We start from the raw sequence: 24,627 nt of genomic DNA on the forward strand, positions 1-24,627 counted from the left end.
ATGAAGAACCTGTATCTCGCCGCGCAGCGGCTCATCGCCTCCATCCTGATCGCCGTCTTCTCGCGCTTCGACCGCGGGCTCGATGGGCTGCTCGGGACCTTCAACCGCCTCGACGCGAAACTGGAGGCGTTCATCGACCGCCAGAACGCGATCATGGACCACAACGACGGCCGCATAGGCGAAAGCTACGCGCGGCAGGCGGCTTTCGATACCCGCGAGCAGGAGCTCCGCCAAGCGGCTCGGGATCGTAGCGCCGGCGCCTACACCGAAGCCTGCCGCGCACACGACGTCCGCGCACGGCTGAACAAACTGCTCGGCAAGTAAGCCGAGGCCTTCCCGCCGGCACCGACCGGATAACCTGAGGGGAAAGCGCACCGCCTGCGCCGGGACCCTCACCTCATTCGATGGCTGAATGTCCACAATGCAATGCCCCCCGTCGCTAGAAAGCGCCGGGACGCGGTGTTGGCCGACTTGGAGAAGCTCCATGCTAATCTTTGACCTCGAAACGGACGGTCTCCTTGACGAGCTGACGCGCATCCACACCCTCCACGTCCTCGATACGGACGACGGCCGGGCCTACCGCTTCAACGGTGGGGTCTTCGACGACGGCTCTCCCGCAGCGCGGGACGGCTCGATCGAGGAGGGGATCGCCATGCTCGCTGCGGCTGACGGATTGGTCGGCCACAACATTCTGACGTTTGACATCCCGGCGATCCAGAAACTCCACCCCGATTTCACCTTCCCGATCGACCGGGTCCACGACACCCTCGTATACGCCCGGCTGATCTACCCACACCTCTCCGAGATCGACCTGAAGGCCATCCGCCGCCGCAAGCGTCCGGAGGGTTTCGGGAAGCTCGTCGGCTCCCACAAGCTGGAAGCCTGGGGTATCCGCCTTGGGGAGAACAAGGGCGACTACGGCGAGGTCCGAAAGGCCGAAGGCAAGAAGCTGGGCCTGAAGGGCGAGGAGCTCTCCCGCTTCGTGTGGGGGACTTTCAACCCGGAAATGGAGGAATACGCCGCGCAGGACGTGGTCGTGACCGACAAGCTCTGGAAGGTCCTCGACGGCAAGCAGTATCCCGCAGACGCCCTGCGGCTCGAACACCGGGTCGCCGAGATCATCTTCTGGCAAGAGCGGCACGGCTTCCGGTTCGACACCGACAAGGCCGACGACCTCCTGCGGGTCCTGACAGGCCGCAAGGCGGAACTGGAGGACCAGCTCCGGGAGACCTTCAAGCCGTGGTTCGAGCCTGTCCGGAAGAAAGGCGAGGTCGAGGTCTTCACCCCGAAGCGCGACAACAAGCGCCTTGGGTATGTCGCCGGTGTGCCGATGACGAAGACCAAGCTCATCGCCTTCAACCCCTCCTCCCGTGCCCACATCGCCAATCGGATGCAAACGCTGTTCGGTTGGGAGCCTGTGGAGTTCACCGAAGGCGGCCAGCCGAAGGTCGACGAAACCACACTGGCCGGTCTCGACTATCCTGAGGCTAAGCTGCTGGTCGAATACCTGACGGTTGACAAGCGCCTTGGCCAGCTCGCCGAAGGTCGGCAGGCGTGGATGAAGTCCGTCCGCGAAGACGGCCGCATCCACGGGCGGGTAAACTCGCTCGGCGCGGTGACGCGGCGGATGACCCACTCGACCCCCAATGTCGCGCAGGTCCCCTCGCTGGTAAACGCCTCCGGCCCTGTGCCATTCGGGCGGGAGTGCCGCGAGCTGTTCCGGGTTGACCCCGGTCACAAGATCGTCGGCTGTGACGCCGAAGGCTTGGAGCTGCGGATGCTCGGCCACTACATGGCTCGGCACGACGGCGGCGCCTATGCGGAGGCCGTGGTCAACGGCAAGTCCTCCGACGGGACCGACGCGCACACCCTTAACCAGAAGATCGTCGGCCTGACCCAGCGATCCGCCGCGAAGACCTTCATCTCAATGGGATGACTTGGGGGAGACCCCTCGATTAAAACCTTGTGAACTCAGGGGAAACCCCACGCGGGCAATCCTGAGCCAAGCCCTGTGCGTCTCCAAACGGGAGACGTGAATGAAGCACCCGAACGGGCGGTTTCGGCGTAAGCCCTGTCGCGTATGTCGCCAGGAGTTTCAACCGGAAGCGCCCTCCAACCTCTATTGCTCGCCACCCTGTCGGGACAGCGGCAATGCACACGCCTATTATATGCGGACTTACGGCATATCGCTGTTAGAGGTCCGCGCGATGTTCGAGAACCAAGCACACCGCTGCTGCTTATGCGGCGGGCCGGGTTTCAAAATGGCCGACCACCACCGGGTCCCGCTTGTAGTGGATCACTGCCACACGACAGGGAAGGTGCGAGGTCTGCTCTGCCACAACTGCAACCGAGCCTTAGGGCTACTTCAGGATGATCCAGAAGTCATGGTGAAAGCCGCAGAATACATCGAGGCGCACAGGGAAGGTGCAACGACTATCCCGAAAGGGAGTAGGCCGCAAGCTACTGGCGGCCGAAGCGCAAGGCCCCTTCAGCAGAAGGGTGAAGATATAGTCTGGACCCGGCGGCAACGTCGGGCAGCTTCTTAGCGAGGCGGGGGAGAGCGTGGCGGCTCTCCCTGAACACAACGATGCATACCTCTACGGTGCGGGCAACCTGAAGCTCGGCACGGTGATTTACGAGGACATGGCCGAGAAGACCCGCACGGCCTTCAACGCCAAGAACCCGCCCGGCGAAGCCCGCGAGAAGGCCTTGATCCGCCTCGGCGTCCGCGCCCGCAAGCGTATCGAGGAAGGCCTCCCCGCCCTCGGCAAGGTCCAGGGGGCGGTCAAACGGGCGTCCGCGAAGGGCTACTTGAAGGCGCTCGACACCGGCCGGCTAAAGGTCCGCAGCGCCCATGCGGCGCTCAATACGCTGCTGCAAGGCGGCGGCGCGGTCCTGATGAAGAAGGCGTTGGTCGTGTTCGTGGACAAGCTGTTCGCGGACGGATGGACGCTGGAGAGCGCCCTGACAGGCGTCCTTCGATCCCCCTCCGGGGCGTATCTCGGCTTCGCCGCGAACGTCCATGACGAAGTCCAGTTCGAGACTGACCCCGAAATCGCCGAGGAAATCGGCAAGACGATGGCTTGGGCCATCCAGCAGGCAGGCGTCGAGTTCAGCCTGAGGTGTCCGATGGCGGGCGCTTACCAGGTCGGCGAGACGTGGGCCGACAGCCATTGAGGAGACATCCCTATCCCGAAGAAGAAAACCGGCCCCAAGGTCCTCGTCCTCGACATCGAGACGAGGCCCACGGTGGCCTATGTGTGGCGCCTGTTCGACGAGAACATCCCGGTCGACCGCATTATTGAGCCCGGCCGCACTATCTGCGTCGGCGCAAAGTTCGTCGGCGAGAAGGCGCAACTGTTCTCCGAGTGGGAACACGGTCACGCCGAAATGCTCGCCAAAATCCACGCAATGATGTCCGAGGCGGACGCGATCGTCACTTACAACGGCGACAAGTTCGACCTGCCGATCCTGCGGGGCGAGTTCGCGTTGGCCGGTATGGCCCCGCCGGCTCCCGCCGCAAGCGTCGACGTCTTCAAGACCATCCGCACCCTGAAGCTCGGCAGCTCCAAGCTGGGTTACGTGGGTGAACGCTTCGGCGTCGGCGAGAAGATGAAGCATGAAGGCTTCGACCTCTGGAAGGGGGTCATGGCCGGAGACGCTAAGGCCGAGCGCAAGATGGGCCGCTACTGCGTTCAGGACGTCCGCCTTCTGGAGGACCTCTACAAGCGGGTCCTGCCCTACATCCGAAACCACCCCCACATGGTCGGCCAAGAGGTCGGCGCCTGTCCGTCCTGCGGCTCCCTTCACGTCCAGCGGCGCGGCCCCCGCCGCACCCGCACCATGCTCATCCAGAGGATGCATTGTCAGGACTGCGGGAGCTGGCACGACGGACCAAGGACGAAAGTGCTATGAAACTGTTCCTATACCGCCTGAAGCTCCGCGCCCTTCTCATCGCATTCCTGCTCCTCATGGCGCCCATTACGCTGCTCGCCGCGCCTTGGGCGTTCCTGTTCGCCTTCCGTGATTGGAAAGAGAGCTGGGGTGCCTACACCCCCGCCGAACTTCGCTCGTGGTGGAAGGCATTTCGCCGGCCTGAGCTGTGGGTATGACCCTCGAACGCATCCGGGACTTCATCCGTCCCATGCTGCCCGCCCTGCTGGCCGTCTTCCTGCTCTGCTGCGCTTTGCTCAGCGGGGTCATGGAGGCGATCGTGCCGGGGCTGGGCGTGGCCTTCACGAAAGGCACCGCCGGCTTCCTGACGTCCGTCCCGTCCGAGTTCTACGCCCTCTTTGGGACGCTGGGGCTGGGATACACGGTCGCCCGGTCGGTCGACAAACGAACTCCCTGAGGAGAACCCCATGAACTACCTGAGCCTGGCCCTGAAAATCGGGCCGTGGGTCGCTGTGGCGATCCTCGCAATGTTCCTGTCCGACGCGATGGGAGACAAGCGGGACCTGCGGGCGAGCTTGGAGACGCGGACCGAGGAGCGGAACGCCGCCCGTGAAATGCTCGGCCTCTACGCCGAAGCGGTGTCCTCCCGCGACGACACCATCCGCCGCCAGAACGACAGCATCCACGCGATCCGCACGGCCGCCGCGGCCGCCCGACAGCGTTACGAGGCGGGGCTGGCTCAGGCGGAGGCCCGCGCGGCAACCCACAAGTCCCGCGCCGACGCCCTGCTGGCCCTTCAGCCGCCCGAAGGTGAACTGGAGCAGTGCCGCGCCGCCCGCCAGTTGCTCGAAGATGAGCTGGTCCCGTGAACGGCGACCAGGCAATCCGCGCGGGCACGATGGCGCTGGTCCGGAAACACGCCCGCGCCGCTGCCCGCGACGGGGGAGTGGCAGGGGCCACGCTGGTCCTGCATCTGCCCGGCGGGAAGACCCGCAAGATCGAGGTGGACAAGCGGTCCACCAAGGCAGTCCTCGAAGGGCTCGACCTCGACCTGTCCAACCGCCTCGAAGCGATGGGAGTGAGTGAATATGACGATACTCGACTACTGGCTGCGCCGCGGCCTGATCCTGTTCGGCCTCGCCGCAACGGCAAGCTGCGCGGGAAACCCCGAGCCGGGGATGATCCAAGCTCCGCCTGAGGAACCTGTCATTGCCGAGGTGATCGTGCCGGTGCCCTGCGAGGTCCGGCAGGTCCCCGAAGCGCCCGACCCGGCCACCCGAGCCCGCCGCGGGGACGACATCTTCACGCTCGCCAAGATCGCCGCGGCCTCCCGCCGGGTGCTGCTGGGTGACAACGAGGAGCTGCGGGCGGCCAACGCCGGCCCGTGTCCGGAGGTGTCGCAGTGAAGACCCGATACCTGTTCCACGCTGCGCTGACCGATGCGGACCCCGGCGACGATCTCACGCTAACGGAACTCCCTGCCGAGGAAGCTGATGTGGAGGAAGATATTCTGGTGATCAAGGACACCGCTGAGAATACCTTCTGGCTGACCCGCGCCGGCGCGTCCCACCTCGCCGAAGCACTTCAACGGTTTGCTGCGTCGTGACCCCGCAGTCCCGCATGGACAGCTTCATGGAGGCCCTCTGCAACACCGCAGTGGGCTTCCTCGTGTCGCTGGCAACGTGGATTGCGGTCGCCTGGTGGCTGAGCATCCCCATGACGTGGGGCGAGAACTTCCTCATCACCGGCATCTTCACAGTCGTCTCGATCGTCCGCTCCTACGCGCTCCGGCGCCTGTTTAACGGGAGGTCCGTATGGACAAGCATCAAGCTCCGGTTTGCACCGAATGTCACGGGAGCGGCCGGATAACGACCTACGGGTCCGGCTACGGCACCAGCAGGTGCGACGGGCCGGCCGAGGAAACCTGCGACACCTGCAACGGCCGAGGGGAGATCGACGAATGACCCGCACTCTCCTCATCGACGCCGACCTGATCGCCTACCGTGCCTCAGCGGCGCTCCAGCAGGAAATCGACTGGAACGGCGACGGCTTCTGCGTGTCCATGAACGGGCGCGAGAAGGAAGCCAAGAAGGCCGCCGAGGACACAGTCGATCAAATGATGGACAAGCTGAAGGGGGACGACCTGATCGTCTGCCTGTCGGACGAAGTCGAGAACTTCCGCAAGGACATCGACCCGACCTACAAGGCGTCCCGTGGTGGCACGGAGCGGCCTGTCCACCTCTACGACGTAAAGGAACACCTTGGCAGCGTCTTCCCGTCCCGGCTGCTCCCGCGTCTGGAGGCCGACGATGTCATGGGGATCATGGCAACCGAACCCCACAAGGGCGAGCGGGTCATGGTCTCCCTCGACAAGGATATGAAGACGATCCCCGGCTTGCTGTGCCGGCCGCCGCTGAAGGCGGGCGACAAGTGGGAGATCGTCGAGAGTAGTGAGGAGGAGGCCAACCGCTTCCACCTCTGGCAGACCCTCGCCGGCGACACAGTCGACGGATACCCCGGCTGCGCCGGATGCGGCCCGAAGGGGGCCGACGCGATCCTGTCGGGGAAGGTGTTCGAGGATCAAGGCCGCGAGATCACGAGAGGCCCTCGCAAGGGCCAGTGGGTCCCTGCATGGCGCCTTGTGGACGACGAGGAAGGCCTGTCGGATTGGCAACGGGTGTGTAACGCCTACGCCCGCTTCGGCCAGACCGAGGAAGCCGCTCTGCGCCAAGCGCGCCTAGCCTTCATCCTGCGGGACGGCTTTCTTCAGGGCCGCCAGGTCCGCCTATGGAAACCCGCTATTTAGGTATTTGCCTAATTACCCCCCACCCTTGGAGGGAATGAACATTCCCTCCCCTAGGTTCTCCTAAGGTTCTCCTGTCAAGGGACGCTCCAGCACTTCGGTGCAGGGGCGTCCCTATTTTTTCATGTTGCACCGGAGGCGCCCATGAAGCCCCTTCCCGGCTCGGTAAACGAGCTCATCGACGAGCTCGACGCCGCCTACCCGGAGCAGCCGAGTTCGCCCGAGACCTCGCGCGAGGATGACCTCGCCCGCGGAGGCATCCGCCAACTCATCATCAAGCTCAAACAGCGCCGAGACCACGCGCGCCGTGAGCCTTCCCCGAGAGGAAAGAGCCATGTGCGCCGTTAAGACACCCAAGATTTCGACGCCGGAGGCGCAGAAGCCGCCCAAGCCGGTCGTGATCCGGAATGAGTATCTGGACAACCGCGGCGAGACCGCACTGGCCCGCAACGGCCGATCGGCGCTGCGTATCGACCTGAAGGACCCCGCCCGCAAGGTCGGCATGGTCCCGCCCACGTCCCCCCTCCGGTCCCGCGCCGGCATCACCGCCGCGCCCCGATGAGGTGAACGATGGCTAAGCCCAAAGAACTCCCCACCGGGATCGCCAAGGCACGTTACGAGACCCTGAAGCTCACCCGCAACACGGCCCTCGATCGCGCCCGTGCGAACTCGAAGCTGACCATCCCCGGCCTTGTGCCTGAGGACGGACAGGACGCAAACGCCTCCTTCGAGCAGCCCTACCAGAGCCTCGGTGCCCGCGCGGTGAACAACCTCGCTGCCTGGCTGCTGGTGACGCTGTTCCCGCCCGACCAGCACTTCTTCCGCCTGAGCATCCACGAGGATGCTGCGGAGGGGTTGGGGTCGGAGCTGTCTGATGCTGAGGCCGCGCTCGCCCGTATCTCCGGCAAGGCGCAACTCCTTGTCGAGACCAGCGCCTCTCGGCCGGTCTTCATGGAGACGGCCCGCCACCTCATCATCGCCGGCAACGCGCTCCTCTATTTCCCGCTCGAAGGCGGTCCCCCGCGAATGTATCGCCTGGACCAATACGCCCTCCTTCGGGACCACCAAGGCCGCCTGATCGAGGCCGTCATCCACGAGCAGGTCTATCCCGCTTCCCTTCCGCCTGAGACCCTCGCCGCCTGCGGTGTGGACGTGGCGGAAGGCGAAGCGAAGACCAAGAAGCTCGACCTCTACACGCACATCCGCGTGTCGGGGGAGGATATGGTCCACCACCAAGAGATTAACGCGAAGGTCGTCCCCGACAGCGAGGGCAAGAGCCCCCGCGATAGTTCCGGGTGGATGGCCCTTCGCTGGCAGTCCGTTCCGGGCTCCGATTACGGTCGGGCGCACGTCTCCGAATACATTGGCGACCTGCTGTCCCTTGAAGACTTGAACAAGGCGATCGTTCAGTTCGCCGCTGTTGCCTCCCGCATCATCTACCTGGTCGACCCGCAGTCGATGATCGACGTTGACGACCTGGCGCAGGCCGAGACCGGCGACTTCCTTTCAGGAGACGCGGACAGGGTCAAGGCCGTCCAGCTCGACAAGACGATGGACTTCCGGGTGGCAAGCGAGGTGGCGGAGCGTATCGAACTGCGCCTGAGCCACGCCTTCATGCTTCAGTCGGGGACCGTCCGTAACGCGGAGCGGGTCACGGCCGAAGAAATCCGGGCGATGGCCGAGGAACTGGAGAACGTGCTTGGCGGTGTCTACACTGTCCTGAGCGCGGAGTTTCAGCTCCCGCTGGTCCGCCGTCTCCTCTACCTCCTCGAACGGTCTAACGAAGCCCCCAAGCTCCCCAAATCGGTTATCCCGATGATCGTCACGGGGTTCGAGGCGATGGGCCGCAACCACTCCGCGAACAAGCTGCGGGCGTGGATGGCGGATATGACGGACATCTACGGCCCCGAGGTCGTCCGCAAGATCACTGACCCCTCCGAGGTCGGGAAGCGGTTCGGCGTGTCCTACGGGATCGAGGCGCTCGACGCCCTCATCAAATCACCAGAGGCCCTCCAGCAGGAGGCGCAGGCTGAAGCCGCCCAGCAGACCATGCAGCAGGCCGCCCCGCAGGCGGTCAAGGCCGTGGTCGATCAGGCTGCGCAAGCCCAACCTGAAGAAGGAACTGCCTGATGGCAAAGAGTAAGAAGACCGCGCCGGCCCCGGCCGCGGCGGAACAGGCCACCGAAGGCCAGACGGAACAGGCCACCGAAGGCCAGACGGAACAGGCCACCGAAGGCCAGACGGTTCCCAATCCGGACCCCGAGAACATCCCCGAGACCACGCAGGTCGCCGGCGAAACCAAGCTGATCGACAACACGGACGTGCAGGAAGCCGCGGAAACGCAGGCGAAGGCCGAAACCCGTGACCTCGACGGCAAGACGAAGCTGGTCACTTACACCTGATGGCCGAGGAGAACCAGCAGGCCGAGGAACAGCAGCAGGAGCAGCAGTTCACGGCTGAGGAGCAGGCAGCGATTGAGAAGGGCCAGGCAGGCCTGAGCGAGCAGCAGCCCGCAGCACCCGCGCCGGCGGCCGGAGAGCGCCCGGATTACATCCCGGAGAAGTTCTGGAAGGACGGCAAGGCCGACCTCGAAGGCCTCGCCAAGTCGTATGCCGAGCTGGAGAAGCGCAACAGCGCCGCTCCTGCCGAAGGCAAGCAACAGGCGGGCGACGAGAAGTCCGCCCCCGCGCGCCTGGATGGCAAGATCGAGGCCCCGAAGGAAGGCGAGGAGGCTGCGGCCGAAACACCGGCCATGGCGGCCGCGATGGAAGCTGCTTCGGCCGAGTGGGCCGAGAGCGGCGAGCTGTCCGAGGACACCTTCGCGTCCCTCGAAAAGGCCGGTATCCCCCGCTCCATCCTCGACCTATACCTCGAAGGTGTGAAAGCGCAGACGGAGCGCGACGTTGCCTCGATCCACGAGATCGCCGGCGGCAAGGACGCCTATGAGGCCGCAACGACGTGGGCTGCGAAGGCCCTGAAGGCGGAGGAGATCGAGGCGTTCAACGCGGCCCTCGAAAACCCCGCGGGTCGTGAAGGCGCGATCCTCGGCTTGATGCAGCGCCACGCCCGCGCCAACCCCTCGGAAGGAAAGCTCGTGCAGCCCACCGACAGTTCCGCCGGCGGCGATGTCTTCGCTTCCCGCGACGAACTCGTGGCGGCGCAGAAGGACCCTCGCTACCAAACTGACCCGGCCTACCGGAAGGAAGTGGCGGAGAAGCTGGCCCGCTCGCAGAAGGCGGGCTTCCAGGCTTTCGCTCAGCCCATGTTCGGGCGGCAGGTCCTTTCCAGCTAATCGAATTGACCCCTCACGGGACCAGACGCGACGGTGTCTGACCGCAGAACTGAGGGTGGCCTGATCCTCCGACGGGAGGGTAAGCAGGCCTGAGTTTGGGGAGGGCTCGTCCCTTTTCCTCCCCACCCCACCGCAACACCCTGAGACAACCCTCTGGCGACCTTCGGCCCCTTCATCGGGATAACCGAGGAGATCGTGGGGCCTTTGAGGCGCGCGGATAACCATACCCAACGCACTCATCGAAAGAGAACAGACAGTGGCAAACTCCACTCCCTCGCGCCCCGGCGCGGACCAGCTCGGCGCCGATCCGCGCGCCCTTATGCTGGACCTGTTCGGTGGCGAGGTCATCACGGCGTTTGAAACGTCGACGATCCTCCGCGACAAGCACCGGACCAAGACCCTCTCCAAGGGCAAGTCGTTCAAGTTCCCGGCCATCTGGCGCGCGGGCGGCGGCTATCACACCCCCGGCAAGGAAATCGTCGGCCGTCAGATCAAGCACACCGAAATCACGATCGACCCGGACGACAAGCTCGTCTCCGACGTGTTCGTGGCTGACATCGACGAACTGCTGAACCACTACGACGTCCGCCAGCCCTACACCAAGGAGCTGGGTGAGTTCCTCGCGCGTCACTACGACGCCAACGTCCTCCGCACCATCCTGCTCGCCGCTCGCGGCGGCGCGCTGTTCGCGGAAGATCAGGGCGGCTCCGCTCTGGAGAACGCCTCCTACGGCACGGACGGCGCGGTCCTCCTGGACGGCATTTCGGCTGCGAAGCTGGCGATGGAAGAAAAGGACGTGCCGGTCGGCTCGGTCCCGGTCCATGCCATGTTCAAGCCGGCGCAGTGGAGCCTGATGGCTCGCACCGAAAAGAACCTGAACCGCGACACCAACGGCGGCCAGGCGGACATCAAGCGGATGGCCCTCGAAACCATCGACGGCGTGATGATCCACAAGTCGAACAACGCTGCGGAAGTCTACGGCCGTGACAACGCCGCCGGCGATTACGTCGACAACACCAACTCCAAGTTCATCCCGACGCCGTATCGCGGCAAGTTCGGGACGACTGTGGGTGCGGTGTGGACCCCGGACGCTGCGGCTTCGGCCATCGTGCAGGACGTCGGCTTCCAGATCGTCGACCAGCCGGAGAAGCAGGGCACCCTGCTGATCGCTCGTATGATGACCGGCACCCGGAAGATGCTGACCAAATGCGCTGTCGAACTGCGCACGGGCGCCATCCCGGCATAACCCCTTGGGGGAGCTCCACACGGGGCTCCCCCTATTTTTTCCTTCGGAGGGCCTGATGGCTATTCTTTCGTTCACCACGGAACTTGAAGCCGTGAACTCCATGCTTGCGAGCATCGGGCAGTCTCCGGTCCCCGGCCTGGATGATAGCGGGATCGAGGACGCGAACCGCGCCCGCGACACCCTACGGGCCACCACGCGCGGCGTCCTGACGCGCGGCTACGATTTCAACACCGACGAGGGCTACGAGCTCCGCCCGGACAGCGAGGGGCTCATCAAGCTCCCCACGGGCGTCCTAGAGATCGACCCGTCGGACAACTCTCAGTCCATCGTCGCCCGGCGGCACCCCAACGGGGCGCTGTGCTTGTGGAACAAGGCGGACAAGACCTGGGCCTTCGACGGCCCGGTTGCCTGTGACATTGTGTGGGGCTTCGAGTTCATCGACCTGCCCGAGACCGCAAGGGCCTATATCACCACCAGCGCCGGCCGGCAGTTCCAGCAGGGCAGCGTGGGTGCGCAGATACTCGACCGCTTCGAGGCCGAGGATGAGAGCCGCCTCTTTATGATGCTGGAGAAGCGCGAAGCCAAGAGCCGCCGCGCTAATGTCCTCCGCGACAACCCCGCGGTCTCCGGCAGCGTCAACAACCGGAGATACTGATGTCCCTGATCCAGCGGACGCTGCCGACCCTGTTCAACGGGGTCTCGCGCCAGCCTGCAATCCTCCGGTCCTTCGACCAGACCGAGGACGAACTGAACACCTGGGCCGCGCTGGCATCAGGTGTCGGGAAGCGTCCCGGAACCCGCAACATCGCGCGTCTGGCGGACAGCCTGCCTGCCACCACTTTCGTCCACGCGATCAACCGCGACGTCTCGGAACGCTACTTCGTCCTGATCGACGAGGGCTCCATCCGCGTCTTCGGTTTCGACGGCGTCGAGCGGACGGTGAACGCGCCGGGCGGTCTTGGATACCTCACCGGCGGCCAGTATGCCGCAGTCACGGTTGCCGACTACACGTTCATCGTGAACCGCAGCCTGACGGTATCACTGAAGGACCAGGGCGAGGACGAAGCGGCGCCGGCGGCATACCTACGCCAGCCCTCGAAGATACCTTACTGGAAACTGCCGGACGATGACTTCCTCTACGCGGGGTCGGAGACGCAATACCCGGCCAACCCGCCCGCCACGACCCTGACCGGGACAGTGGCCCGGATGGAGGACCTCCCCGATCCCCCCAACGGGACCTACAAGGTGTCCGGCAACGCGAACGGCGAGGGGTTCCTGAACTACTACGTCCGCGCCAACGGCGGGGTGTGGGATGAGACGGTGGCCCCCGGCCTGCGCAACGCGATCGACGAAACCACCATGCCCCACTGCCTCATCCGCGAGGCGGACGGCACGTTCACCTTCGCGCCGTTCTCGTGGGCGCCGCGGCGGGTCGGAGACGACACCAGCAACCCCGCGCCGACCTTCGTGGGCCGCTCGATCCGCGATGTCGCCTTCTACCAGAACCGCCTCGTGTTCCTCGTGGACGAAAGCGTGGTTATGTCGGGGGCCGGCGACTTCGGCAACTTCTGGCGCAGCACTGTGCTGGACCTCATCGCAAGCGACGTGGTGGATGTTGCGGTAACGACCGCCAATGTGGCGATCCTCGACTTCATCACCCTGTTCAACGACGGCGCGCTGCTGTTCGCGGACCAGACGCAGTTCGGCCTGAGCAACGCTGAGGACGGTGTGACGCCTTCCTCGGTCGCCATCCGGCCGGTCACGCGCTATCCGCTCAATCGGAAGACGCGCCCGGTTGTGGTGGGGACGGAGGTCTATTTCGCCGGCGATACGGCGGGATACTCGGTCCTCTACGAATACACCCGACAGGCGTCCTCGGATAACACTAACGCCGCGGAGATTACCGCGCACGTCCCCGGCCTCATCCCGGCAGGGCTGACGCAACTCGTCGCGCTCCCGCGGGGCCTGCTGGCTCTCACCGGGACCGGCGAGGTCTACTGCTACCAGCTCTATTGGGGCGGCGATGAGAAGCTGATGTCGGCTTGGCGCCCCTGGCAGTTCTCCGGCGCGGCCCGCGCGGCTGCTTCGGTCGACAGCGAGGTCTTCCTCGTGGTCGAGGAGGCGGACGGGGTCTACCTCGAAACCATCCAGCTTGCCGACGGCTTCCTACCGGACACGCAGGACTACCTGGTCCACCTGGACCGACAGGCGGAGATCGCCGGCGTTGAGGCTGACGGAACGACCACCTACACGCTCCCGTGGGACCTCGCCGGGGAGGCGAAGGACACCCTCGCGCTGGTGGGCGGGAACGACGGAATGCAGGCCTACGGCTCGATCGAGTTGGCCGAAGCCATCTGGTCCGACGACCGAACCGTCACCGTTCCGGGAACTGGCTACGGAACCGTCACCGCCGGCATCCTGTGGGACTTCCGCGTCCGCGTGTCGGAGCAGTTCCAAGTCACCCCGCAGGGCGTCCCGGTAACGACCGGGTCCCTGATGCTGCGCCAGTTCACCGTGAACTATGCGTCGTCGATGGGGTTCACCGCTACGGTCTGGCCCTACGGCGTCCCTCCGATCCCCGAATTGACCGCAAAGCTCCCTGCGAAGGTCTCGCGGTTCAACGGCGGGAAGCTCGGCACATCCACATCGGTTGCCGGGAAGGCGCCTGTCGGGAGCGGCAGCTTCTCCTTCACCGTTACCGGCCGCGCCGAAGCGGCAGTGATCGAGCTGAGCGACCGCGGACACGGCGGCACAACCTTCACCTCTGCCGAATGGGAGGGGTTCTACAACAGGAGGCGCTGATGGCGACCGCACACGACTTGGCCGATCTACCGGCGGCCGAGGCGGCTGCTGCGCTGTCGCACATCGCCCGCAACCTCAGGCAGCAGGACCGGGATGAGATCGAGGCAATGCACGGCATCGCGCCGGAGCTTGTCCTCCCTCAGTCCGTCCTGCTGTCCTCCCACGGTTGGCTTATCGAAGCCCGCGGCAAGCCGGCAGGTGTCTTCGGCGCTGCCCCGTCGCTGCTCCCTGGTGTGGGGGTCGCATGGCTGCTCGGGACGGACGACCTCGCCGCTGACGGCCTTTCCGTCGCTCGCCAGACCCCCCGGTTCGTGCAGGTCATGCAGGACGCCTACGGGGTCCTGTGGAATTACGTCGACATCCGTAACACCGTCTCCCGCCGCTGGCTGGAGTGGGGCGGGTTCACGGCGCGGGCGGACCACCTCACCCCCTCGGGGCACCTCTTTCAGATATACGCAAGGAGCGGTCATGTGTGACCCTGTAACGGCGACCATCGCTACGGCCGCGATCACTGTGGCCTCGACGGCCGCCTCCACGATCAGCAGCATCAAGTCTGCGAACAGGCAGGAGGCCGCGCTGCGCGACCAGATGGCGCAGGCCCGCGAGGAGACCAAGGACGTCGCCTCGGCCGAGCTTTTCGACAGTATGCGGCAAGCCCGCCGAGAGCAGGGCAAGGCCCGCGCGCAGGCCGGCGAAAGCGGGCTGTCGCTCGCCTCCGGGTCCGTCGAGGCCCTCCTACTGGACAGCGCAATGCAGTCCGAGCTGCGGGAGGATCGCATCATCGGCAACATGGAGAGCCGGCACCGCTCCAACATGGCCGAAGCGGAGAGCATGGCTTCCCGCATCCAGAAGCCCACCGCGCTCGGCGCAGGTCTCCAGATTGGGGGCGCAGCCGCACAGGGCTTCTCCAGCATCCAGGCGGCCAAGATCAGGACGAACTAAGCTATGGCAGAAGACCTTTCGCGCGTTCAGCAACGCCAGACGGGGCAGGACCGCATCACGCGGAACCGCTCGGCGATGTTCCGCCAGCAGGACACCGACGCCCCCCGCCGAAACTATCAGGTCGACCAGCGGAACGCCTCACGGGCCGACGATACGCAGGCACTCCGGGACGCCCTCGGCCTCGCCCAGCGCGGCGCCGAAGGGTTTCAGGAGTTCGCCGACGCCAAGTTCCAGCGCAGCGAGGAAATCGCCGGTGCGGACGGGCTGGTGGACGGCACGACCGGGCAGATCGACCAAGAGCGCGCCGCCCGGTCTCGCGCGTATCGTGAGAACGTGGGCCTCGGCCGCGCCAAGCGGGAGTTCACCGAACGCCTGCCGGACTTCGACACCGGCCTGAAGGAGCTGATTGCCGGCCAGACGGCGGCGGACCCCGAAGACCGCAAGGCCGCGGTGGCGGAATACGTCGAGAACTTCTTCTTGGAGTTCGCGGTCGATGAGGAGGGCAATGTGCGCTCCTTCGAGAGCCCCGCGGCGCAGCGATGGATCGCCGAGCAGATGGCCTCCACCCGCACCTCGTCCCTCGCCAGCGCCAACGCGCTGATCGACGAGAAGATGGCGGAGGAGAGTGTCCTCGATATGACCGGCACCGTTCGGGCGCAGATGCTCGCCGGGCAGGACATCGAATGGGACGACGCCCTGTCGACCTTGCTCCCCACGGTCGACCGGCGGGTGGCTATGGGTGAACTCGTGACGACCGTGAAGGACGTTGCCGCGACGATGGTGGATCAGGGGCAGGGCGAGAACGCCTTGCGCATCCTCGACAGCCTCCTCGGGTATTCCGAGCGGGCCGGCGGGGGCAGTCCGGACATCCCGCGGGCGATCGAGACGATCGACCCCGGCGCCTCCGACGCGCAACTCGCGTCTGACTTCGGGAGCTCCGCGGCCGGCGCGGAAGCCCGCGCTGCGCAGGTCCCGGCGAAAGCCACCTACGCTTCGCCCTTCGACGGCTTCGGGACCATCACCCGGTCCAGCCAGTTCGGCGCGCAGCGGTCCAGCGGGCCGCACAGCGGCGACGACTATCCGGTCCCGGTCGGGACGGAGTTCAAGGCACCGCTGGGCGGTGAGGTCGTGAAGGCGTGGTCCAGTCGCCGCGGCGGTAAGCAGATGCGGATCAAGTTGGACGACGGGACCATCCTCGGGATCGCCCACCTGTCCTCGCAGGTCCTCAAAGAAGGGGACCGCTTCGAGGCCGGGTCGGTCGTGGCCCTGTCGGGCAACACCGGCCGGTCCACGGGACCGCACTTCCACGTCACCACTACGACCCCGGACGGCAAGAAGGTCTCCTTCTCCTCCTACATGGAGGGCAAGGTCGGCACGGAAGGCCCGCGCAGCGGGGGCGGCGGAGCAGCCTTCGACATCCCCCAAGGCGCCGCGGTGGACCCCTCGGTCCTCGACCCGACGCTCCCCAGCGAGGCGGCGAAGGCGGCCGGCGGTTATCTCGTGGACGACCCGCAGGGCAACCTCGCGCTGTCCTCGCAGCAGCGCCTCAGTCTGCAAGAGTTCCGCCGCACTCTGTCCAACCAGGTCGACCGGAAGTTCGAGCAGGACCTCGCCGATAGCCAGCAGAACGCCACGCTCGGATACATTTCCCGCATGAACGGGATGGGGGCCTATCCCACCGTCACCGAAGTGCAGGAAGCCATCCGCGACGGCACCATCCGGCCGGACCAAGGCGACCGCCTGATCTCCGCAATGCGGCAGGACTTCGACCGCGAACGCGCCGAGGTTCAGCGCGCGGAGCGGGAGGTCGAGCAGGTCGGTAACGAAGGCCGCGAGGCGCAGGCCGAGAACTACATCGCGTCCATCCTCGGACCGTTCTACGCCGGCCGGCTGACGCCTTCGGAAGCCAGCAGCCGGCTCACGGACCTCCTGCCGGGCATCACGGACCCCGAAATCCGAGCCGCAGTCCTCTCCGGCGTCACGTCGGAACTGTCCAAGAACGTCACCCTGCGCCAGGCATCGCCTGAGTATGCGGAAGCGGCTGACACGTTGGACCGCTGGCAGGACGTCTATGTCGGCCTGCTGCCCCGGCGGCTCCCCCGCGGGATGACCCGCGAACAGGCCGCACGGCTGATCGAGAGCAAGCTCGACAAGGTCCGGGTCCGTATGGGCCGCGGGCATTATGACCCCAAGTCCCTGAACCTGAACGGGTTCGAGAAGGCGATGGACGACTGGTTCGCCGCCACCTTCCCCAGCCAATAACCAACCACAGGAGGCCGACGTGCCAACCAAGCAGTTCCTTGAAGAACGCCGCCGGCAGTCGTCGGCCTCCCCCAAGACTACCTCACGGCCCGCTCCGGGGCGAACGGTCGCCGCATCGCGCGTCCGGCGCGAGGAAGTGGACGGCTTCGGGGCTTTCGGCCTCGGCGTGGGCGACACCGTAACCTTCGGCTTCCTCGACGAGGCCGGGGCGTTCGTCGACGCCCTCGGGGGCACCAAGGGCCGGGCCAACGTCTGGAACTCGGATCGCCCCTTTTGGGACCTCTACGACGAGAACGTGGAGCAGAACCGCGCCACCCTGAGCCAAGCATCCGATGAGAACGGCGGGTCCTACCTGAGCGGCCAGGTCGTGGGCGGCTTCGTCCCCTTCCTCGGTTGGGGCGGGCGCACCGCGGCATCCGCACGGGCCGTCAAGGCCGGCGGGGTCATGGGCGCAACCGCCCGTGGCTTCGAGCTTGGCCGGGCCGGGGCGCTCTACGGGGCGGCCTACGGCTTCGGGGCCGGCGACGGCGACTTCGGGGACCGCTTCGGTTCCGCAGTGGTCCACGGCGCGACCGGCGCACTCGGCGGCTACGTCTTCGGGGCGATCCTCGCACCTGCGGGGCGCGCTGCAATCGGCAAGGGGGCAACCCTGTTTCGCCGCGGCAAGGCCGTGGAGTTCGAGCCGGGCGCGCTGCCGTCCCGCGCGGCAGTCGAGTTGGAAGACGAGGGTATCGAACTCGCGTCGGCCCGCACGGCCCGCGAAGCCGTCAAGGACCCGGCCGGTCTCGACACGAGCGTCAAGATGGGCGCCCGCGAGACGACCGAAAGCGTGACCGACGAACTCCCCGAAGGCGCGCTGCTGACCGCCCGAGAACTCCTCGGCGATCCCGGTGCGGCCCGCGCGGCGCTCACGAAGCGACTTGGCGAGATCAGCCCGCAGCAGGCCCAGCGCCTGATGCAGAAGATCGAGCAGGCGGAAGCCACCGGCAAGGTCGTGGACGATCCGCACTACCGCTCGCTCCTGATGCTCGACCTGGGCGACGAAACGCTCACCTCCGAGCAACTCGTCGGAGCGGCCGAACTGTTCGAGGAGGCAACCGAGGCCCTCGCCGCAAAGGCAGGCATCCGCACCCGGACCCTGAAGGGAATGGAGCAGGAGGTGTCGGCCGAGCTGAAGCGCGGTGTGACCCTCGACGACCTGGAGGACGCCTTCGAGGCGGGCAAGAAGGGCTACGTCAAGACCCGCATCGCGCAGCACGTCGTCTTCACGACCACCGCAAAGGTCATCCGGCTCCGCGAGGAGCTTTACCCGGACGTGGTGAAGGGCGTCGAAGGCGCTCGCGATCGTCTTGCCGAGGAGCTGACGGACGCCGCACAGCGGTTCACGCTGGCCCGCGGCATCCTGTCGAACGCCGGTCGGACCCTGGGGATGCTGTCCCATGGGGCCAAGGCACGCAGCGTCGAGGTCATGGACGATCTCTACGAGGCGGCCGACCCTGAAGTCATCCGGCAGCGGGTCGATCAGTCCCTCCGCGAAATGGACGACACGGCGCTGGGCGAATTGCTCGGCAAGGTGCGGACGCTGGCGGACGCGGACAAGCTGGAGCAGGTCCTCCTCAATCCCGAAAATGCCAAGGCGTTCTCGACGTGGACCCGCGCGGTCAATTCCGTGTCGCTGTTCATGCGCTCGAACGCCCTCACTCCCGCCACCGGCCTGTTCAACTCGATCTCGATGGTCCTCCACGACTTCTTCAGGAACGACCTGGCGAAGGGCTGGGCCGCCCGCGGCCTCATCAAGGCCGGCAGGGCCGACGAAGGGCTGGCCCTCCAACTGGAGCGGCAGGCCGGGCGGTCGGTCTATTGGGAGGCGCACCGCAAGGGGCTCTCGGCGCTCGTGCAGCGCATCAAGTGGGAGTTCTGGACCGATGTCGAGAAGATCGCCGCCGTTGGCTGGGGGTCCGGCAAGGTCGCGCAGAAGGCCCGAATGAAGCGGTCGACGATGCTGTCCAGTGGCTACGTGCCGCCGCAGCTCCGCGAGTTCCGCGAACGGGTCCGTCTGGACGTCTCGGACGCCGACGAGTTCAACCAGCGGATCGAGCAGCAGCGGGGCGACACCGCTTTCGGGAACATCGTCTACCACCTGCACCGCGCCCGCGCGGTTGCGACCAACACCGTCGATGCACTCGGCGGCGCGTCGATGAAGCTCTTTACCGGGGCGATCGACGATTGGGGCCGCGAGTTCATCCGGGTCAAGGAGACCTACTCCCAGGCCACCCGCTTCGCTGTGCGCGAGGCGCTGGAGGTCGGGGTCCCGCAGGAGGAGTTGGCGGATTACGCCCAGCGCCGGGCGATGGAACTCTCCGAGCTCCCGACGGCCGACCTTATGGCCCGCGTGGACGCGGCGCTGGTCGCCGGCGATGACCTGAAGGGCGAGGCAGCGTTCCTCGCGGACCTCCACGGCATCATCCAGAAGGAGGCCGACGAGGTCTTGTTCATGGATGGCCCGCAGTCGTCCCTCGGCAAGGCCTCATCGACCTTCCTGTCCAAGATGGATCGGCTTGGGGTCGTGCTTCCTTACGTGAAGACGCCCATCCGCCTGTTCGAGCAGGGGGTCGTGAACTACGGCCCCTTCGCCGAGGCAAGCCGGGAAGTCACCGACGTGCTGGCGCGCGGCGCGCGGCCCGGTGCCAGCGCCGACGAGAAGCTGGCGGCCGAGCTGATGAAGGCGAAGGTCGAAGTCGGGACCACCGTGTTCAACGCCGGATTGGCGGCGGGTGCGGCGGGGATCGTGGTCGCTACCAACGGCGGCTATGAGAACTCTGGCAATCTCGACGCGGGTCCGCCGAACCGCTTGAACTTCCCTGGCGGGGGGTTCATCGAGTTCGGCCGTCTGGACCCCTTTGCGTTCACCCTCGGGATGGGCGCGATCATCGGGCAGGCGTTCAAGGACGGCTTCGCCGACGGCACCGAATACGACCAGCAGCAGGCCCTTCAGACGGGCCTCGCCACAGCGTTCCTCGGGGCCAAGGACGTGATCTTGGAGAAGTCCTATTTGCAGGGCCTTCAGGAGATCACGCAAATCTTCACGGCGAAATCCGACGCTGAGGCCGGGCGCAGGATCGAGCAGGTCGCCACCGGCGCCGTCGCTCGGTTCATGCCAATGGCGGGTATCGGCCGGCAGTTCAACGAGACCTTCCGGTCGTCCTCCGTAGAGGCCGTCGGTTTCATGGACCAAATCCTTCGGCACATCCCAGGGGCCGGCTACGGCATGGCCCCGCGCATCGACCCCCTCGGGGACGAAGTGAAGGGGCGGACGCTGGGGATCAACTTCGGGAACTCCGAACTGTCCGAAGGCGGCCCGATGTCGCCGGTGAAGCGTCAGCTTCGGGACCTTGGCATCGACATCAGCACCATCCGCAAGTCGGACCCTGACGGGTTCGACCTGACCAGCGAGGAGCTGTCCGAGGTCCGCCGCGTCCGCGCGAAGGAGGCCCTGAACCAATACGGGGAGACGATGCACGAGGCTCTCGAGGCCTTGTTCGCTGACCCCTGGTTCCAGGCGCTCCCGTCGAAGGACCAGAAGCGGGCGGAGGTCGTGAAGACCATGCGGGCCTTCAACAAGCCGGCGTGGGAAATCCTCTCCGAGCGCAGTCCCAGCTATGCCGCCAAGCGCAGCTACACGAAATCCCTCACCGATTACATCGCCGAAGGCGTGGCCCGCGAGCAAGCGGAGCGGTGGGCGGAAGAAGACGTCGAAGCCGAAGGGCTTCCCCAACCTGAGCTCTGACGGTCTCCTTCGGGAGGCCGTCGGGCCTTCCAAGGAAATCTGAATGTCCACAATTTCCCCTTATGTCGGGGACGGCGCCAACCGCGAGTTCGACATCACGTTCAACTATCGTCGGGCGTCGACTGTCCACGTCAAGGTGGACGGCATCGACGTCCCGTTCAACTTCGTGTCCTCCTCCCGTGTGGTTGTCGACGAAGCACCCGCGTCCGGCGCGGAAGTCATCGTCTATCGCAAGACCGACGTGTCGGAGGCCGAGGAGCAGTTCACCGACGGGATGATCCTGAACGGTCCCGACCTGAACGACGCTATCGGACAGGCGCGCGAGCGAGCCGAGGAGCTGGGCTTCTCGATCGAGCAGGAGGTCCCCCGTGCCCTACGCGGGCCGACCTCCGAGGATGCCCTGCGGAACCTCCCGAAGGCGGCCGAGAGGGCCAACAAGTTCCTGATGTTCGACGACGAAGGCCAGCCGGGCGTTCTCACGCCAGAAGACCTCGCGGCACCGGCGCAGGCCGCGCTCGGCGAGACCCGTTTGGTCGCCGACCAGGTGAACGTGTCGCGGGAGGCGATCGCGGCGGCCGAGAACGTCTATCAGACGAAGGCGCTGGGCGAAGCGGCGACGGTGCAGGGGGACTTCTTCCTCTACCGCTCCGGCAACACCATCGTGTTCGCCGAACGCCTCGCGTCGGGATCGCAGGTGTTCGACACCATGAACGCGAAATCCCTGTCGGCATGGTCCTTCGGCGCGATCGGCAACGGAACCGGCGACAACGGGCCTATCCTGACAACCGCTATTGCCCGCGCGGTGGCCTTGGGCGTCCCGCTGGAGTTCGGGCCCGGCACCTACCGCATCCAGAACCCGATCGTTCCACCGGCCGGCTCGCGGGTCCACCTGCACTTCGCCGAAGGAGTGACGCTCGTCGGGGCCAACATCGACTACACCGAAATGTTCAAGGGCGAAGGCTACTCGATCAAGATTGAGGGAGCGCCGCTGCTGCGGAACTTCAAGCGCGCCTTCCGGCTCCTGTCGAGCCCCGCGACGGCCTACAAGGGGCTCGTGTGGGACCTCGGAGCCACGCGGTTCGAGGACTGGTCGTCTCAGGCGGTCTTCATCGACGCCGGGCAACACGCGGACAGCTACATCGAAAAGTTCGTCCTCGACGGAGCCTATTTCAGCGCGCGGGCCACTCAGACCACCAAGTATCCCTACGACGTGCTTCAGTCCGAGCAGTCCTATCCCATCCGGCATATCAGCATCCGCAACGTGATCGCTCGCAACGGCGGCCGGGAAGGCTTCCGCTTCGACCACGCCAGCAACGTGTTCATGCGCGTCGAGGGTGTGGATATGCGGGAATACGTGACCAATCTGACGAGTTCGGACCCGGACGCCCACTTCATCTTCAACAGCAGCGGCCATCAGAAGATCGTCGACAGCGTGTTCATCGGCCTGCGGCCGAAGGACAGCACGACCAATATGGACGACGCTGAAGGCATCGGCCGAGGCGGGGCCTTCCTCGAAATGTCGAACGTCTATCTCGAAGACGCCGGCAGCGGTGAAGCGGTCCTCGGCTTGAAATGCCGAAAGGCCTCGTTGAAGAACGTAACCATCGTGACGACCCAAGCCCACCGGGACGCCTGCGCGGCCACCTCGGGAAGCCGGAAGGACGTTTCGGCGATCCTTGCTCCCTACGACGAGCTCCGCATGGACAACGTCGTGGTCGAGGGGGGAACCGGGGCGGCGCTGGACTTCCAGGGCAACACGAATAAAACGATCGTCACTGGCTCGATCGAGGTCCGGGATTGGCGCTCGCTGCGGCGCACGGTCGCCGGAGGTGCCTATGTCTACTCTTCGCTGTATAGCTCCGGCTCAGCCATCCGTGTGGCGGGGAACAACCACCACATCGACCTGACGGTCAACTGCGTGGGTCCGACGTTCCCCCGCCGGGTCTTCAACATGATCGGCGGGTCGCTGGCGACTTGCATCCTTCGCGGGTTCCACAAGACCGCCGAACGCCCTGCAAACGCCCCAGGCGAGGAGAGCGTGGACAATACCGCCGACCTCGGCACGACGGTCTATCGGTTCGAGGGGGCGGTCTCGGACCTCCGCCTGCTCGGCACCGTGGACGCGAAGGACGCCGAAAGGGTGTTCTCTGCATCCGCGGCATTCACCTCTCCCAAGGTGGAAGTGAGCGCCGAGGTGCGAAACCCGGACCCGGTCAAGTGGGAGGAGCTGGTCGGCCAGCCGTTCACGGAGAAGATCACCGGAGACCTGCGGATGGACCTGCGGCTTCGCTACTCCGCCGCGCAGGCGATTTCGCAGCAGCGCGTGATGCAGCTTCGGGTGCCGAACGGCGCCACGCTGAGCGTCGATGTGAAGGGGACCATCGTGTCCCCGTCGTTCCCTCGAGGGGCGCGCATCGCGCAAAGCCTGCTCGTCTCGGCATCCGGCGGCGTGGCCTCCACGATCGTCCCCAAGACCTCGACGGTCGACCAGCTGGGCAGCGACTACATCGCAGCCACCACTGAGGTCGGCCCCTTCAGCACCAACGCGGTGCATCTCTACGTCGCCCGGACAACCGGGGACGTCCCCTGCAAGCCCGCGTGTGACATCAAGGTCGAACTTTCGGCCGCCACATAACCGACCGCGGGGTCTCCTCCGGGAGGCCCCGGCGGTCCCGAAAGAGTATTCAATGAGCAATCTGACTTCGCAGGACATCGCTGCGATCGCTGCGGCCATCCGGCCGGGCAACCCCATCGAACCCCACAAGATCATCTACGGCGTCGGCGCGAGTGCCGTGGCCGCGGTCGTCCTGTGGTTCGGGTCGATGACGCTTTCGCACGATGAGCGGCTCGATCGCCTCACTGCGGCGACAGAACGTATCGTCACCCTACAAGAGGGCGACCAGAAAGAACTGACAGAGCGCGGTGTGTGGATGGGAGGCATTAACTCCTTCCGCGAGAACACCCGCATCCGCCTCGATCGGATCGAGCGCGAATTGGCCGGAGAGACCGGCGTGGAGGCACCTGATGTCCAGAGCGAATGATGACCTGATGGACGCCATTCACGGCCTCGTCGCCGGCGGCCTGAAGGACGAACTGGAGCGCGCCATGCACCGCGCCGCCCAACCCCGCCAAGTGAAAAACGAGCAGGGCGATCTCGTCGACAACCCCGACTACGCCCCGCTGAACCCGCAGCTTATCGACAAGGCCCGCGCGTTCCTGAAGGACAACGGCGTGGACGCCCCGGCGAAAGCTGAGCGGGTCGACACTTTGGCCGGGACCTTGGCCGACCTCGACCTCGACGAGGAAGCTATGGACCTTCGGCGGTAACGCAGTCGAAGGTCACGGTGTAGCCCGACTGCCCTGAGGCGCGGGCCACCTTCCCATACTCCGCGCAGTGCTTCTCCGCGTAGGGGAGCGCGTCGTTCGTGTTCCAGACATTCGAGACCGTGACGAACTCCGAGTTGCCGTCGACGCCCGGCGGCAACACCCGCAGGGACGCGCAGGCGGACAGCAGGAGTGCGGCGGCGAGAGCGGCGGCGGGCTTCATAGCCCCCGACTGCCCCAAGATCCCCTGAAAGGCAACCCTCTGACATCACGCG

The 24,627-nt window shown here is 65.9% G+C and carries 28 protein-coding genes; 27 read left to right on the forward strand and 1 reads right to left on the reverse strand.

From position 1 onward, the window contains the following. The 27 genes from QQW98_RS08340 to QQW98_RS08465 all read left to right on the forward strand — a co-directional run bounded on the left by QQW98_RS08340 (nucleotide 1) and on the right by QQW98_RS08465 (nucleotide 24,355). Nucleotides 1-324 (forward strand): hypothetical protein, encoded by a 324-nt coding sequence (locus QQW98_RS08340; protein ID WP_290134508.1) that lies wholly within the window; start codon nucleotides 1-3, stop codon nucleotides 322-324. A 160-nt stretch (nucleotides 325-484) separates the two neighbouring features. Beyond that, the gene (locus QQW98_RS08345) at nucleotides 485-1,936 is read left to right on the forward strand and encodes a DNA polymerase (RefSeq protein ID WP_290134509.1); all 1,452 of its coding nucleotides are present in this window, start codon (nucleotides 485-487) and stop codon (nucleotides 1,934-1,936) included. A gap of 232 nt (nucleotides 1,937-2,168) precedes the next feature. Further along, on the forward strand, nucleotides 2,169-2,546 hold the full coding sequence (locus QQW98_RS13985; RefSeq protein ID WP_404800888.1) for an endonuclease VII domain-containing protein: 378 nt from the start codon (nucleotides 2,169-2,171) through the stop codon (nucleotides 2,544-2,546). A 16-nt stretch (nucleotides 2,547-2,562) separates the two neighbouring features. Then, nucleotides 2,563-3,177, forward strand: a complete 615-nt coding sequence (locus QQW98_RS08350) for a DNA polymerase (protein ID WP_290134510.1) — start codon at nucleotides 2,563-2,565, stop codon at nucleotides 3,175-3,177. Between the two features lie 72 nt (nucleotides 3,178-3,249). Continuing rightward, nucleotides 3,250-3,915, forward strand: coding sequence for a ribonuclease H-like domain-containing protein (locus tag QQW98_RS08355; protein WP_290134511.1), 666 nt, complete (start codon nucleotides 3,250-3,252; stop codon nucleotides 3,913-3,915). Beyond that, a complete protein-coding gene (locus QQW98_RS08360) occupies nucleotides 3,912-4,112 on the forward strand; it encodes a hypothetical protein (RefSeq protein WP_290134512.1) in 201 nt (66 codons plus the stop codon). Before QQW98_RS08355 ends, QQW98_RS08360 begins: the two co-directional genes overlap by 4 nt. After that, entirely contained in the window at nucleotides 4,109-4,351 is a 243-nt protein-coding gene (locus QQW98_RS08365; protein ID WP_290134513.1) for a hypothetical protein, read from the forward strand. The genes QQW98_RS08360 and QQW98_RS08365 overlap by 4 nt, the downstream gene beginning before the upstream one ends. Before the next feature lie 10 nt (nucleotides 4,352-4,361). After that, entirely contained in the window at nucleotides 4,362-4,763 is a 402-nt protein-coding gene (locus tag QQW98_RS08370) for a hypothetical protein (RefSeq protein WP_290134514.1), read from the forward strand. A gap of 219 nt (nucleotides 4,764-4,982) precedes the next feature. Continuing rightward, entirely contained in the window at nucleotides 4,983-5,300 is a 318-nt protein-coding gene (locus QQW98_RS08375) for a hypothetical protein (RefSeq protein WP_290134515.1), read from the forward strand. Then, nucleotides 5,297-5,500: a hypothetical protein gene (locus QQW98_RS08380; RefSeq protein WP_290134516.1), complete on the forward strand. Its 204-nt coding sequence runs from the start codon at nucleotides 5,297-5,299 to the stop codon at nucleotides 5,498-5,500. The genes QQW98_RS08375 and QQW98_RS08380 overlap by 4 nt, the downstream gene beginning before the upstream one ends. Before the next feature lie 14 nt (nucleotides 5,501-5,514). Next, the gene (locus QQW98_RS08385; protein WP_290134517.1) at nucleotides 5,515-5,763 is read left to right on the forward strand and encodes a DUF7220 family protein; all 249 of its coding nucleotides are present in this window, start codon (nucleotides 5,515-5,517) and stop codon (nucleotides 5,761-5,763) included. 91 nt (nucleotides 5,764-5,854) lie between these two features. Then, nucleotides 5,855-6,700 carry a hypothetical protein gene (locus tag QQW98_RS08390; protein ID WP_290134518.1) on the forward strand — a complete coding sequence of 282 codons (846 nt, stop codon included), beginning with the start codon at nucleotides 5,855-5,857 and terminating at the stop codon, nucleotides 6,698-6,700. Nucleotides 6,701-6,841: 141 nt separating this feature from the next. Continuing rightward, nucleotides 6,842-7,045, forward strand: coding sequence for a hypothetical protein (locus QQW98_RS08395; protein ID WP_290134519.1), 204 nt, complete (start codon nucleotides 6,842-6,844; stop codon nucleotides 7,043-7,045). Further along, nucleotides 7,032-7,259: a hypothetical protein gene (locus QQW98_RS08400; protein ID WP_290134520.1), complete on the forward strand. Its 228-nt coding sequence runs from the start codon at nucleotides 7,032-7,034 to the stop codon at nucleotides 7,257-7,259. Before QQW98_RS08395 ends, QQW98_RS08400 begins: the two co-directional genes overlap by 14 nt. A gap of 8 nt (nucleotides 7,260-7,267) precedes the next feature. Beyond that, the gene (locus QQW98_RS08405; RefSeq protein ID WP_290134521.1) at nucleotides 7,268-8,827 is read left to right on the forward strand and encodes a portal protein; all 1,560 of its coding nucleotides are present in this window, start codon (nucleotides 7,268-7,270) and stop codon (nucleotides 8,825-8,827) included. Next, a complete protein-coding gene (locus tag QQW98_RS08410; RefSeq protein WP_290134522.1) occupies nucleotides 8,827-9,099 on the forward strand; it encodes a hypothetical protein in 273 nt (90 codons plus the stop codon). Before QQW98_RS08405 ends, QQW98_RS08410 begins: the two co-directional genes overlap by 1 nt. Further along, a complete protein-coding gene (locus QQW98_RS08415; protein WP_290134523.1) occupies nucleotides 9,099-9,989 on the forward strand; it encodes a capsid assembly protein in 891 nt (296 codons plus the stop codon). The genes QQW98_RS08410 and QQW98_RS08415 overlap by 1 nt, the downstream gene beginning before the upstream one ends. 256 nt (nucleotides 9,990-10,245) lie before the next feature. Next, nucleotides 10,246-11,235, forward strand: a complete 990-nt coding sequence (locus tag QQW98_RS08420; protein WP_290134524.1) for a major capsid protein — start codon at nucleotides 10,246-10,248, stop codon at nucleotides 11,233-11,235. A 55-nt stretch (nucleotides 11,236-11,290) separates the two neighbouring features. Further along, complete coding sequence (locus tag QQW98_RS08425; RefSeq protein WP_290134525.1) at nucleotides 11,291-11,890, forward strand: hypothetical protein; 600 nt, start codon at nucleotides 11,291-11,293, stop codon at nucleotides 11,888-11,890. Then, nucleotides 11,890-14,037 (forward strand): phage nozzle protein, encoded by a 2,148-nt coding sequence (locus QQW98_RS08430; RefSeq protein WP_290134526.1) that lies wholly within the window; start codon nucleotides 11,890-11,892, stop codon nucleotides 14,035-14,037. The genes QQW98_RS08425 and QQW98_RS08430 overlap by 1 nt, the downstream gene beginning before the upstream one ends. Then, entirely contained in the window at nucleotides 14,037-14,513 is a 477-nt protein-coding gene (locus tag QQW98_RS08435; RefSeq protein WP_290134527.1) for a hypothetical protein, read from the forward strand. Before QQW98_RS08430 ends, QQW98_RS08435 begins: the two co-directional genes overlap by 1 nt. Then, on the forward strand, nucleotides 14,506-14,979 hold the full coding sequence (locus QQW98_RS08440) for a virion core protein, T7 gp14 family (RefSeq protein ID WP_290134528.1): 474 nt from the start codon (nucleotides 14,506-14,508) through the stop codon (nucleotides 14,977-14,979). The genes QQW98_RS08435 and QQW98_RS08440 overlap by 8 nt, the downstream gene beginning before the upstream one ends. A 3-nt stretch (nucleotides 14,980-14,982) precedes the next feature. Next, entirely contained in the window at nucleotides 14,983-17,241 is a 2,259-nt protein-coding gene (locus tag QQW98_RS08445) for a M23 family metallopeptidase (protein ID WP_290134529.1), read from the forward strand. A 19-nt stretch (nucleotides 17,242-17,260) separates the two neighbouring features. Next, entirely contained in the window at nucleotides 17,261-21,028 is a 3,768-nt protein-coding gene (locus tag QQW98_RS08450; protein ID WP_290134530.1) for a hypothetical protein, read from the forward strand. A gap of 43 nt (nucleotides 21,029-21,071) precedes the next feature. Continuing rightward, entirely contained in the window at nucleotides 21,072-23,663 is a 2,592-nt protein-coding gene (locus QQW98_RS08455; protein WP_290134531.1) for a phage tail fiber domain-containing protein, read from the forward strand. A 52-nt stretch (nucleotides 23,664-23,715) separates the two neighbouring features. Then, complete coding sequence (locus tag QQW98_RS08460) at nucleotides 23,716-24,069, forward strand: hypothetical protein (RefSeq protein ID WP_290134532.1); 354 nt, start codon at nucleotides 23,716-23,718, stop codon at nucleotides 24,067-24,069. Then, nucleotides 24,053-24,355: a hypothetical protein gene (locus QQW98_RS08465; protein WP_290134533.1), complete on the forward strand. Its 303-nt coding sequence runs from the start codon at nucleotides 24,053-24,055 to the stop codon at nucleotides 24,353-24,355. The genes QQW98_RS08460 and QQW98_RS08465 overlap by 17 nt, the downstream gene beginning before the upstream one ends. Here the strand turns inward: QQW98_RS08465 and QQW98_RS08470 are convergent. Further along, entirely contained in the window at nucleotides 24,336-24,575 is a 240-nt protein-coding gene (locus tag QQW98_RS08470) for a hypothetical protein (RefSeq protein WP_290134534.1), read from the reverse strand. The genes QQW98_RS08465 and QQW98_RS08470 overlap by 20 nt on opposite strands. Nucleotides 24,576-24,627: the final 52 nt, after the last annotated feature.

This window comes from Alteriqipengyuania flavescens, from assembly GCF_030406725.1.
Taxonomy (GTDB): Bacteria; Pseudomonadota; Alphaproteobacteria; order Sphingomonadales; family Sphingomonadaceae; genus Alteriqipengyuania_B; species Alteriqipengyuania_B flavescens.

Bases quoted from the DNA above. Each gene is read 5' to 3' on its own strand.
- QQW98_RS08415 (WP_290134523.1), top strand. From the start codon at position 9,099: ATGGCCGAGGAGAACCAGCAGGCCGAGGAACAGCAGCAGGAGCAGCAG.
- QQW98_RS08375 (WP_290134515.1), top strand. From the start codon at position 4,983: ATGACGATACTCGACTACTGGCTGCGCCGCGGCCTGATCCTGTTCGGC.
- QQW98_RS08460 (WP_290134532.1), top strand. From the start codon at position 23,716: ATGAGCAATCTGACTTCGCAGGACATCGCTGCGATCGCTGCGGCCATC.
- QQW98_RS08445 (WP_290134529.1), top strand. From the start codon at position 14,983: ATGGCAGAAGACCTTTCGCGCGTTCAGCAACGCCAGACGGGGCAGGAC.
- QQW98_RS08440 (WP_290134528.1), top strand. From the start codon at position 14,506: ATGTGTGACCCTGTAACGGCGACCATCGCTACGGCCGCGATCACTGTG.
- QQW98_RS08470 (WP_290134534.1), bottom strand. From the start codon at position 24,575: ATGAAGCCCGCCGCCGCTCTCGCCGCCGCACTCCTGCTGTCCGCCTGC.
- QQW98_RS08370 (WP_290134514.1), top strand. From the start codon at position 4,362: ATGAACTACCTGAGCCTGGCCCTGAAAATCGGGCCGTGGGTCGCTGTG.
- QQW98_RS08410 (WP_290134522.1), top strand. From the start codon at position 8,827: ATGGCAAAGAGTAAGAAGACCGCGCCGGCCCCGGCCGCGGCGGAACAG.
- QQW98_RS08435 (WP_290134527.1), top strand. From the start codon at position 14,037: ATGGCGACCGCACACGACTTGGCCGATCTACCGGCGGCCGAGGCGGCT.
- QQW98_RS08385 (WP_290134517.1), top strand. From the start codon at position 5,515: ATGGACAGCTTCATGGAGGCCCTCTGCAACACCGCAGTGGGCTTCCTC.
- QQW98_RS08455 (WP_290134531.1), top strand. From the start codon at position 21,072: ATGTCCACAATTTCCCCTTATGTCGGGGACGGCGCCAACCGCGAGTTC.
- QQW98_RS08390 (WP_290134518.1), top strand. From the start codon at position 5,855: ATGACCCGCACTCTCCTCATCGACGCCGACCTGATCGCCTACCGTGCC.
- QQW98_RS08340 (WP_290134508.1), top strand. From the start codon at position 1: ATGAAGAACCTGTATCTCGCCGCGCAGCGGCTCATCGCCTCCATCCTG.
- QQW98_RS08400 (WP_290134520.1), top strand. From the start codon at position 7,032: ATGTGCGCCGTTAAGACACCCAAGATTTCGACGCCGGAGGCGCAGAAG.
- QQW98_RS08430 (WP_290134526.1), top strand. From the start codon at position 11,890: ATGTCCCTGATCCAGCGGACGCTGCCGACCCTGTTCAACGGGGTCTCG.
- QQW98_RS13985 (WP_404800888.1), top strand. From the start codon at position 2,169: ATGCGGACTTACGGCATATCGCTGTTAGAGGTCCGCGCGATGTTCGAG.
- QQW98_RS08365 (WP_290134513.1), top strand. From the start codon at position 4,109: ATGACCCTCGAACGCATCCGGGACTTCATCCGTCCCATGCTGCCCGCC.
- QQW98_RS08360 (WP_290134512.1), top strand. From the start codon at position 3,912: ATGAAACTGTTCCTATACCGCCTGAAGCTCCGCGCCCTTCTCATCGCA.
- QQW98_RS08405 (WP_290134521.1), top strand. From the start codon at position 7,268: ATGGCTAAGCCCAAAGAACTCCCCACCGGGATCGCCAAGGCACGTTAC.
- QQW98_RS08425 (WP_290134525.1), top strand. From the start codon at position 11,291: ATGGCTATTCTTTCGTTCACCACGGAACTTGAAGCCGTGAACTCCATG.
- QQW98_RS08395 (WP_290134519.1), top strand. From the start codon at position 6,842: ATGAAGCCCCTTCCCGGCTCGGTAAACGAGCTCATCGACGAGCTCGAC.
- QQW98_RS08345 (WP_290134509.1), top strand. From the start codon at position 485: ATGCTAATCTTTGACCTCGAAACGGACGGTCTCCTTGACGAGCTGACG.
- QQW98_RS08465 (WP_290134533.1), top strand. From the start codon at position 24,053: ATGTCCAGAGCGAATGATGACCTGATGGACGCCATTCACGGCCTCGTC.